The sequence below is a fragment of the Clavibacter sp. genome (genome assembly GCF_014802555.1).
GTDB lineage: Bacteria > Actinomycetota > Actinomycetes > Actinomycetales > Microbacteriaceae > Clavibacter > Clavibacter sepedonicus.
Window position 1 is genome coordinate 1 of sequence record NZ_JAAVCB010000084.1, and the last position, 9,297, is coordinate 9,297.

The 9,297-nt window shown below is 74.4% G+C and carries 10 protein-coding genes; all 10 read left to right on the forward strand.

Annotated elements, in window-relative coordinates; all coding sequences use genetic code 11:
* On the forward strand, positions 1–771 hold a 771-nt coding region (tilS, locus tag HDR73_RS09810; protein WP_287136422.1), incomplete at its 5' end, for a tRNA lysidine(34) synthetase TilS.
* A gap of 1 nt (position 772) precedes the next feature.
* Positions 773–1,324, forward strand: a complete 552-nt coding sequence (hpt, locus tag HDR73_RS09815) for a hypoxanthine phosphoribosyltransferase (RefSeq protein WP_012297582.1) — start codon at positions 773–775, stop codon at positions 1,322–1,324.
* 157 nt (positions 1,325–1,481) lie between these two features.
* Positions 1,482–3,482 carry an ATP-dependent zinc metalloprotease FtsH gene (gene ftsH / locus HDR73_RS09820; RefSeq protein ID WP_012297583.1) on the forward strand — a complete coding sequence of 667 codons (2,001 nt, stop codon included), beginning with the start codon at positions 1,482–1,484 and terminating at the stop codon, positions 3,480–3,482.
* A 5-nt stretch (positions 3,483–3,487) separates the two neighbouring features.
* Positions 3,488–4,078 carry a GTP cyclohydrolase I gene (gene folE, locus HDR73_RS09825; protein WP_012297584.1) on the forward strand — a complete coding sequence of 197 codons (591 nt, stop codon included), beginning with the start codon at positions 3,488–3,490 and terminating at the stop codon, positions 4,076–4,078.
* A 32-nt stretch (positions 4,079–4,110) separates the two neighbouring features.
* Entirely contained in the window at positions 4,111–4,950 is an 840-nt protein-coding gene (gene folP / locus HDR73_RS09830; RefSeq protein ID WP_041464795.1) for a dihydropteroate synthase, read from the forward strand.
* A 4-nt stretch (positions 4,951–4,954) separates the two neighbouring features.
* A complete protein-coding gene (locus tag HDR73_RS09835; protein ID WP_012297586.1) occupies positions 4,955–5,665 on the forward strand; it encodes a DUF3592 domain-containing protein in 711 nt (236 codons plus the stop codon).
* A complete protein-coding gene (gene folK / locus HDR73_RS09840) occupies positions 5,659–6,582 on the forward strand; it encodes a 2-amino-4-hydroxy-6-hydroxymethyldihydropteridine diphosphokinase (protein WP_012297587.1) in 924 nt (307 codons plus the stop codon). Before HDR73_RS09835 ends, folK begins: the two co-directional genes overlap by 7 nt.
* On the forward strand, positions 6,579–7,061 hold the full coding sequence (locus tag HDR73_RS09845; RefSeq protein WP_012297588.1) for a DUF3180 domain-containing protein: 483 nt from the start codon (positions 6,579–6,581) through the stop codon (positions 7,059–7,061). Before folK ends, HDR73_RS09845 begins: the two co-directional genes overlap by 4 nt.
* A 50-nt stretch (positions 7,062–7,111) precedes the next feature.
* Entirely contained in the window at positions 7,112–7,600 is a 489-nt protein-coding gene (locus tag HDR73_RS09850; protein WP_012297589.1) for a PH domain-containing protein, read from the forward strand.
* A partial coding sequence (locus HDR73_RS09855) for a PH domain-containing protein (protein ID WP_287136423.1) occupies positions 7,597–9,297 on the forward strand: 1,701 nt, incomplete at its 3' end. The genes HDR73_RS09850 and HDR73_RS09855, both read left to right, overlap by 4 nt.

Below are 9,297 nucleotides of genomic sequence, written 5' to 3' on the forward strand. Positions count from 1 at the left end.
GCGCGCGCTCTCGGCCTCGCGCCGGTCGTCGTGACGCGCGTGCGGGTGGACAGGAGCGCGTCCGGCCCCGAGGCCGCCGCCCGCGCCGCCCGCTACGCCGCGTTCGACGACGCGCTCCGGGCGACCGGATCCCGCGCGCTGCTCCTCGCCCACACTCTCGACGACCAGGCCGAGACCGTGCTGCTCGGGCTCGCCCGGGGATCCGGCGCCGCCAGCCTGCACGGCATGGCGCGGTCGACGCCCGCGCGCACGGCCGGCGCCGTCCACCTGCGGCCGCTGCTCGGGATCCGCGCGGCCATCACGCGCGCGGCGTGCGCCGACCAGGGCCTCGACCCGTGGCAGGACCCGCACAACGCCGACCCCTCCTACGCCCGCGTCCGCGTCCGCCACGACGTGCTGCCCGTGCTCGAACGCGAGCTCGGCCCCGGGATCGCCGTGGCCCTCGCCCGCACGGCCGACCAGCTGCGCGAGGACGACGACGCGCTCGAGCACTTCGCCGCCGAGATGGTCGAGGAGATCGCGGACCACGCCGAGGCGGGCATCTCCCTCGAGGTGGCCTCGCTCCTCGCCGCGCCGCCCGCGCTGCGGCACCGGCTGATCCGGCTCGCCGCGCGCGAGGAGTTCGCGGCGCACCTCTCGCGGACGCACGTCCTGGAGGTCGCGCGGCTCGTCACCGACTGGCACGGGCAGGGGCCGGTCGACCTGCCGGGCGTTAGGGTTCTACGCAAGGACGAGCTCATCGTCCTCAGCGCCAGGACGACGGAAGAGTGACATGAGATCCACCGACATCGCCGACGACCTGACCGAGGTCCTCCACACCCAGGAGGAGATCCACGGCCGCATCGCCGAGATGTGCCGCGAGATCGAGCGCGACAACCCGGGGGAGGACCTGCTCCTCGTGGGCGTGCTGAAGGGCGCGGTCATGGTCATGGCCGACCTCGCGCGCGAGCTCGCGCTTCCCATCCACATGGACTGGATGGCGGTCAGCTCCTACGGCTCCGGCACCAAGTCGAGCGGCGTCGTCCGCATCCTCAAGGACCTCGACGCCGACCTCACCGGCCGCCGCGTGCTCATCGTCGAGGACATCATCGACTCCGGCCTCACGCTCTCCTGGCTGCTGGCGAACCTGCGCTCCCGCGGCGCCGCGAGCGTCGAGGTGTGCGCCCTGCTGCGCAAGCCCGAGGCCGCGAAGATCGCCGTCGACGTGAAGTACGTGGGCTTCGAGATCCCGGACGACTTCGTGGTCGGCTACGGCCTCGACTACGCCGAGCGGTACCGCAACCTCCGCGACGTGGCGATCCTCGCGCCGCACGTCTACAGCTGACGCGCGCCGCTCCTCCCATCCGCCTCTTCGCCGGCGCACGTTCGGCTGGCGGCGAACACCACGGCCACGCTCAGACGGCCGCTTGTATCCTCGAGACATCTCGTCGCCGTACGGCGCGGCACGGGCAGAAAGGTGTCGGGCCCGCGCCCCTACGCTCATGAACTTCAAGAAACTCCTCCGCAGCCCGATCCTCATCGTCGTCCTCGCCATCGTCGTGGTGTCGGTGGGCTTCAGCCTCATCACCGGATCCGGCTACAAGACCATCACCACGCAGCACGGCCTCGAGCTGATCCAGGACGGCAAGGTCGCCTCCGCCAAGATCATCGACGGCGAGCAGCGCGTGGACCTCACGCTCGCGAGCGCCGACGGCGACAACGGCACCATGGTGCAGTTCAACTACGTCGCGCAGCGCGGCGGCGAGATCGTCTCCGCCATCACGACCGCGAACCCCGCCGAGGGCTTCGACGACCAGGTGCCCCAACCGAGCTGGTTGCTGTCGGCGTTCAGCATCCTGCTGCCGCTGCTGCTCATCGGCTTCTTCATCTGGATCATGTTCTCCGGCATGCAGGGCGGCGGGAACCGCGTCATGCAGTTCGGCAAGTCGAAGGCGAAGCTCGCCTCCAAGGACTCGCCGAAGGTCACGTTCGCGGACGTCGCCGGGGCGGACGAGGCCATCGAGGAGCTCGAGGAGATCAAGGACTTCCTCAAGGAGCCCGCCAAGTTCCAGGCCGTCGGCGCCCGCATCCCCAAGGGCGTGCTGCTGTACGGCCCTCCCGGCACCGGCAAGACGCTCCTCGCGCGCGCCGTCGCGGGTGAGGCGGGCGTGCCCTTCTACTCGATCTCCGGATCCGACTTCGTCGAGATGTTCGTGGGCGTCGGCGCGAGCCGTGTGCGCGACCTCTTCGAGCAGGCCAAGCAGAACGCGCCGGCCATCATCTTCGTCGACGAGATCGACGCGGTCGGCCGCCACCGCGGTGCCGGCGTCGGCGGCGGCAACGACGAGCGCGAGCAGACGCTCAACCAGCTCCTGGTGGAGATGGACGGCTTCGACGTCAAGACCAACGTCATCCTCATCGCGGCCACCAACCGGCCCGACGTGCTCGACCCCGCGCTCCTGCGCCCCGGCCGCTTCGACCGCCAGATCGGCGTCGATGCCCCCGACCTGCAGGGCCGCAAGCAGATCCTCGAGGTGCACGGGCGCGGCAAGCCGCTCGCCGCGGGCGTCGACCTCGAGGTCCTCGCGCGGAAGACCCCGGGCTTCACCGGCGCCGACCTCGCCAACGTCCTCAACGAGGCCGCGCTCCTCACGGCGCGCTCCAACGCGCAGCTGATCGACGACCGTGCCCTCGACGAGGCCGTCGACCGCGTCATGGCCGGCCCCCAGCGCCGCAGCCGCATCATGCGCGACCACGAGAAGCTCATCACCGCGTACCACGAGGGCGGCCACGCGCTCGCGGCGGCGGCCATGAACAACACGGATCCCGTCACGAAGGTCACGATCCTGCCGCGCGGCCGCGCCCTCGGCTACACGATGGTGCTGCCGCTGGAGGACAAGTACTCCGTCACCCGCAACGAGCTGCTCGACCAGCTGACGTACGCCATGGGCGGCCGCGTCGCGGAGGAGATCGTGTTCCACGACCCCACCACGGGCGCGTCGAACGACATCGAGAAGGCCACGTCGACCGCGCGTCGCATGGTCACCGAGTACGGCATGAGCGCCAAGATCGGATCCGTGAAGCTCGGCTCCAGCTCCGGCGAGCCGTTCCTCGGCCGCGACCTCGGCGGCAGCCGCGACTACTCGGAGGACATGGCCCTCACGGTCGACGCCGAGGTGCGCGCGCTCCTCGACGGCGCGCACGACGAGGCGTGGCAGGTCATCAACGACAACCGCGACGTGCTCGACCGCCTGGCCACCGAGCTGCTCGAGAAGGAGACGCTCGACCACGACCAGCTCGCGGCGATCTTCGCGGACGTGAAGAAGCTGCCGCCGCGCCCGCAGTGGCTCTCGAGCGACAAGCGCCCGCTGTCCGACCTGCCTCCCGTGCCCATGCCGCAGAAGGCGCCCATCGACCAGGGCGTCGTCGACGGCGCGGTCGACTCGGAGCCGCCGGCCGGCAAGCCGAAGCGCTCGCCCTTCCCGCGTCCCGCGACGGCGTGACCTGAGTGGGCGTCGACCGGGCGCGCATCGAGGCGGCCGTGGCCGAGCTGATCCTCGCGATCGGCGAGGACCCCGCCCGGGAGGGTCTCGCGACCACCCCGGCGCGCGTGGCCGAGGCCTACGGCGAGTTCTTCGCGGGCGTCGGCGCGGATCCGCTCCGGCACCTCCAGGAGACGTTCCCGCTGCCCGAGACGGACGCGGCCCCGCAGCCCGTCATCGTGACGGGCATCGCGTTCCGCTCCATCTGCGAGCACCACCTGCTGCCGTTCACCGGCGTCGCCCACCTGGCCTACGTGCCGGGGGAGCGGATCGTCGGCCTCGGCCGCCTGCCGCGCGTGGTCGACGACCTCGCCTCCCGCCCGCAGATGCAGGAGCGGCTGGGCGAGCAGATCGCCGAGGCGCTCGAGCACGGCCTCGGGGCGCGCGGCGTCGCCGTGATCCTCGACGCGGCGCACGGCTGCGTCACCGCGCGCGGCACTCGGCAGGCCGGCAGCACGACCATCACCATCGCGGCGCGCGGATCGCTCGCGGAGCCGGCGGCGCGCGCCGAGGTGCTCGCGCTGCTGCCCGCGGCGTCCGGGCGGGACCGGCCGTGACCACGACTCCGCCCGTCGCGCGCACGCTCGTGATGGGGATCCTCAACGCCACGCCCGACTCGTTCAGCGACGGCGGACGCCACCTCGCCCTCGACGACGCGCTCGCGCACGCCCGACGGATGGTCGCTGCGGGCGCGGACCTCGTCGACGTGGGCGGGGAGTCCACCCGTCCGGGTGCCGCGCGCGTCGACGCAGCGGAGGAGCGGGCGCGCGTCGTGCCCGTGGTCCGCGAGCTCGCCGCGGAGGGGATCGCCGTGAGCGTCGACACCATGCGCGCCGCGACCGCGGAGGCCTGCGTCGCCGTCGGGGCGCGGATCGTCAACGACGTGTCCGGCGGTCTCGCGGATCCGGGCATGGCCGCGGTCGTCGCCGGCGCCGACGTCGACTACGTGGCGATGCACTGGCGCGGCCACAGCGACATGATGGCCGCGCGCGCGACGTACGCCGACACCGTGGGCGAGGTGCGCGACGAGCTGCTCGCGCGCATCGACGCGCTCGTGGCCGCGGGGCTGGATCCCGCCCGCGTCATCCTCGACCCTGGTCTCGGCTTCGCGAAGGACGCCGCGCACGACTGGCAGCTGCTCGGATCCCTCGACGCGCTCACGGGCCTCGGCCACCGCGTGCTCGTGGGCGCGTCCCGCAAGCGCTTCCTCGGACGGCTGCTGCCGGAGGGTGCGGGCGTCGAGGACCGCGACGTGCCGACCGCGGTCGTCAGCGCGCTCTCCGCACGAGCGGGGGCGTGGGCCGTGCGCGTGCACGACGTCGCGTCCACCCGCGCCGCGATCGGGGTCGAGGCGGCGTGGGCGCGCGGCCGGGCCGAGGCGCTCGACGCCGCATCCGCCGGGTGGTCCGCCGCCGGTCTGTCAGAGTAGGAGCATGAGCGCCGTGAGCCAGGACCGTGTCGTCGTCGCCCCGCAGGCGGTGCTCGTCCGCACCGCGGTCGCCGCGCTCGTCGCCTCCGTGATCCTCGGCGTCGGCCTGACCGTCCCGGCCGACCTCGCCGCCGACTCGGGCGCCGCGGTCGTCGTGGCGAAGGTCGTGGCCATCGTGCTCGGGTTGATCGGCTCGCTCGGCAGCGCCTACGCATCCGTCGTGCTGCTGTCTCCCGTGCTCACCACCGTCGGCGCCCTGCTCTGGCCGACCGCCGTCGTGCTGCTCGGCACGCCGCTCGGCATCGTGTGCGCCCTCGCCTTCGCGCCGGTCGCCCCCGAGGGCGACGCGTCGGACCCCGTCCTCGCGCTGGTCGCCGCCGTGCTCGCGGTCCTCGGGATCGCCGCCGCGATCGCCTGCGCCGTCGTCCAGCGCCGCGTCGCGCGCCTCGCCGCCAACGCCCGCCGCGTGACCGAGACCGGCCGCCGGACCGCCGCGATCGTCACAGCCGTGCAGCGCCTCGACGGATCCGGCGACGCCGTCCGCGCGCGCCTCACGGTCGCCTTCACCGACGCCGACGGCCGCGACCACCACGTCACGCGCACCGTGACGACGGCCGATCGCCTGCTCCCTGCCGTCGGCGGCAAGCTGCCGCTCTGGTACGACCCGGCCGACCCGGGCGACCTCCCCTCCATCGTCGTGGGCCGCTCATGGTGACGGGCCTCCCGACCGACCGCATCCTCCTCACCGGCCTCCGCGTGCACGCCCACCACGGCGTCTTCGCCGAGGAGCGCCGCGACGGCCAGCCGTTCGTGATCGACCTCGAGGTCGCCCTCGACCTCGCGCCCGCGGGCGGCAGCGACGAGCTCGGCCGCACGCTGCACTACGGCGAGCTGGCCGACGAGGTCGCCGCGGCGGCCGAGCGCGATCCGGTCGACCTCATCGAGACGCTCGCCGAGCGCGTCGCGGGCGTCGTGCTCGCGCATCCCGTCGCGCGGTGGGTCCGCGTCACGGTGCACAAGCCGGACGCGCCGATCGCGGTGCCGTTCGACGACGTGGCCGTCGTGATCGAGCGGGCGTCCGCGCTGCCGGCGCCGGGGGAGACCGTGCGCGCGGTCGTGGCCGTCGGATCCAACCTCGGCGACCGGCGGGCGACCATCGAGCGCGCGCTGGCCCTAATCGACGAGGTGCCCGGCCTCCGCGTCGTGCGCTCCTCGGATCTCGTGGAGTCGGTCGCTGTGACGCCCGCGGGGGAGGACCCGACGAAGCCCGGCTACCTCAACGGCGTCGTGCTGGTGGACGCGGCGATCGGCCCGCACGCGCTGCTCGACGCGCTGGCCGGGATCGAGCGCGACCTCGGCCGCGTGCGCGCGGAGCGCTGGGGCGACCGGACGATCGACCTCGACGTCGTCGCGCACGGCGATGCGCGGATCCACGACGACCGCCTCACGCTGCCCCACCCGCGCGCCGCCGAGCGCGCGTTCGTGCTCGCCCCGTGGCTGCAGGCGGATCCCGACGCGGAGCTGCCCGGCCGCGGCCGCGTGGACGCGCTGCTCGCGGCGCTCGAGCCCGACGCCGCCGATCCGGCCGCCGCCGCGGTCCCCGCCGCCTCCGCCGCGGAGGCACGCGCATGACCCGCACGCGCTCCACCACCCTCATCGCCCTCCTCATCGCCGGCGCGGCCGTCGGCTGGTTCGCCGAGAACGCGCTCCTCATGAGCGGGCGCGCGCTCCTCATCCCGCCGCTCACGCTCGGGGCGACGCTCCTCATCATCGGCATCGTGCTGCTCGCGCTCGCCCGCCCCATCCGCCGCTCGACGCTCGGCCGCACGCCCGGCCGCGTCGACCCGTTCCGTGCCACGCGCGTCGTGCTGCTGGCCAAGGCGTCGGCGCTCGCGGGGGCGCTGCTCACCGGCGTCACCGGGGGAGTGCTGGCCTTCGTGCTGGCCCGGCCCGTGCTGCCCGGCGCGTCCTCCGTGGGGCTCGCGGTGGCCGGTACGGTGGGAGCCGTCGTCCTCCTCGTCGCCGGGCTGGTCGCCGAGCACTGGTGCACGGTCCCGCCCGACGACCGGGACGACTCGCGCCCCGGGGATCCGGCGCGCGAGCTCTCGTAGGACCCCGCGGCACCACCGCCCGCGGGAACCGCAGCACCCAGAGGAGCACCGTGACCCCGAACGTCGACCCGCACGGCGTCTCCTGGCGCCGCGTCTCCCCGCGCCTCGTCGGCGTCGAGCTGGTGGGCGGCGTGATCACCGCCCTCGTGCTCGGCGGCATCGCGGCGTTCCTCTTCGCTGTCGACGCGCCGCGCTGGCTGCCGATCGTGCTGGGCGCCGCCGCGCTCGTCGAGCTGGTGGTGACGCTCGTGATCGTCCCGCGGCGCGTGCGGGCGATGGGGTACCAGCTGCGCGACGACGACCTCGTCTTCCGCCGCGGCATCATGTGGACCCGCATCGTCGCCGTGCCGTACGGCCGGATGCAGCTCGTCGACATCACGCGCGGCCCCGTCGGCCGCGTGCTCGGCCTCGCCGACCTCAAGCTCGTGACCGCGGCGGCCGCGGCGAGCATCCAGATCCCCGGGCTCACGAACGCCGACGCCGAGGAGCTCCGCGACCGGCTGGTGGCCCTCGCCGAGACGCGCCGGGCCGGGCTGTGAGCGATCCGACGCCCGAGGATCCGGCGGCCGGCCCGCCCGCCGCCGCGCCCGCCGGGTCCGCACCCGGACCGGGATCCGCCGCCGTCCCCGCGGCCGAGGCCCTCATCGCGGAGGAGCTGACCGACGGCGACTGGCACCGCCTCCACCCCGCCACGCCCGTGCTCCGCGGCGGTGTCCTCTTCATCGTCGCGATCGGCTTCCTCGTCTCGTCCCTGCGCGAGCAGCTCGTGGAGCAGTTCGTGCCCGGCCAGCGGCGGGACGGCGAGCAGGACCTCATCCCGATGCTGGTGGAGACCGGCAGCCTCATCTGGGTGATCGTCGCCCTCCTCGCCTTCACCGTGCTCGCCGTCGGCGTCTCCTACCTCTCGTGGCGGATGCACACGTTCCGCGTCACCGAGGAGACCGTCGAGGTGCGCAGCGGCATCGTCTCCCGCACCAACCGGCGGGCCCGGCTCGACCGGATCCAGGGCGTCAACATCGTGCGCCCGCTCATCGCGCGGCTCATCGGCGCGGCCAAGCTCGAGATTCAGGTCGCGGGCAACGACGCCAACCTGCCGCTGCAGTACCTCCGCTCGCGCGACGCGGACGCGTTCCGCCTGCGCGTGCTGCGGCTCGCGTCGGGCGCGCGGGCCGACGCGGCCGGATCCCGTCCCGCGGCCCGCGCCGCGGTCGGCGGCACCGCGCGCGGCTTCGTCGGATCCCGCGTCGACGACTTCCTCGCGCCCGAGCTCGACCCGGACGCCGCGCCGCCCCAGTCCGTCGTGCGCATCCCGGTCCCGCGCCTCGTCGGTGCCGTGCTCCTCTCGGCGCCCACGGTCGTGCTCGTGCTGTTCGTGGCGGTCGGGATCCCGCTCATCGTCCGCTTCGAGGCCTGGTACCTGCTCGTGCCGCTGCTGCCGATGCTGCTGGGATCCGCCGGCTTCTTCGTGCGCCGCATCACGCGCTCGCTCCGCTACAGCGTGGCCGGCACGCCCGACGGCGTCCGGGTCGGGTTCGGCCTGCTCTCGACGAGCAACGACACCATCCCGCCCGGCCGGATCCACGCGGTCGAGGTCGTCCAGCCGCTGCTCTGGCGCGCGTCCGGCTGGTGGGAGATCCGCATCACGCGCGCCTCGCACTCCTCGTCGCCGGGCGCCGCGGGCCAGCAGAACACGTCGATCCTCCCGGTGGGCGACCGCCGGGACGTCGACCGCGTCCTCGGCCTCGTCCTGCCCGACCTCGTGGGCGAGCAGGCACTCCGGCTCGTCGCCGTCGGCATGACCGGCCGCGGCGGGGAGGACGACGGCTTCACCACGTCGCCGCGCCGGGCGTGGATCCTCAAGCCCTTCTCCTGGCGCCGCACGGGCTTCGCGGTCGACGCGTCCGCGTTCCTCGTCCGCCGCGGCATGATCTGGCGCCGCCTCGTCATCGTCCCGCACGCCCGCACGCAGGGGGTGGACCTCACGCAGGGTCCCATCGACCGCCGCCTCGACCTCGTCTCGGTGCGCGCCGCGACGGTCGCCGGACCCGTGGACACGCGGCTCGGCGCCATCGACCGCGCCACGGGCATGGAGCTGTCGACCCGGCTGGTCGCGGCCGCCGTGGCATCGGCCCGGTCCGACACGTCCGCGCACTGGGGCGCCGAGGCCGCGAGCTGGCCGGCGCCGGGATCCGCGTCGGCCGCGGCTGCTGCAGCGCCGGCCGCCGCCGCGCCCGCA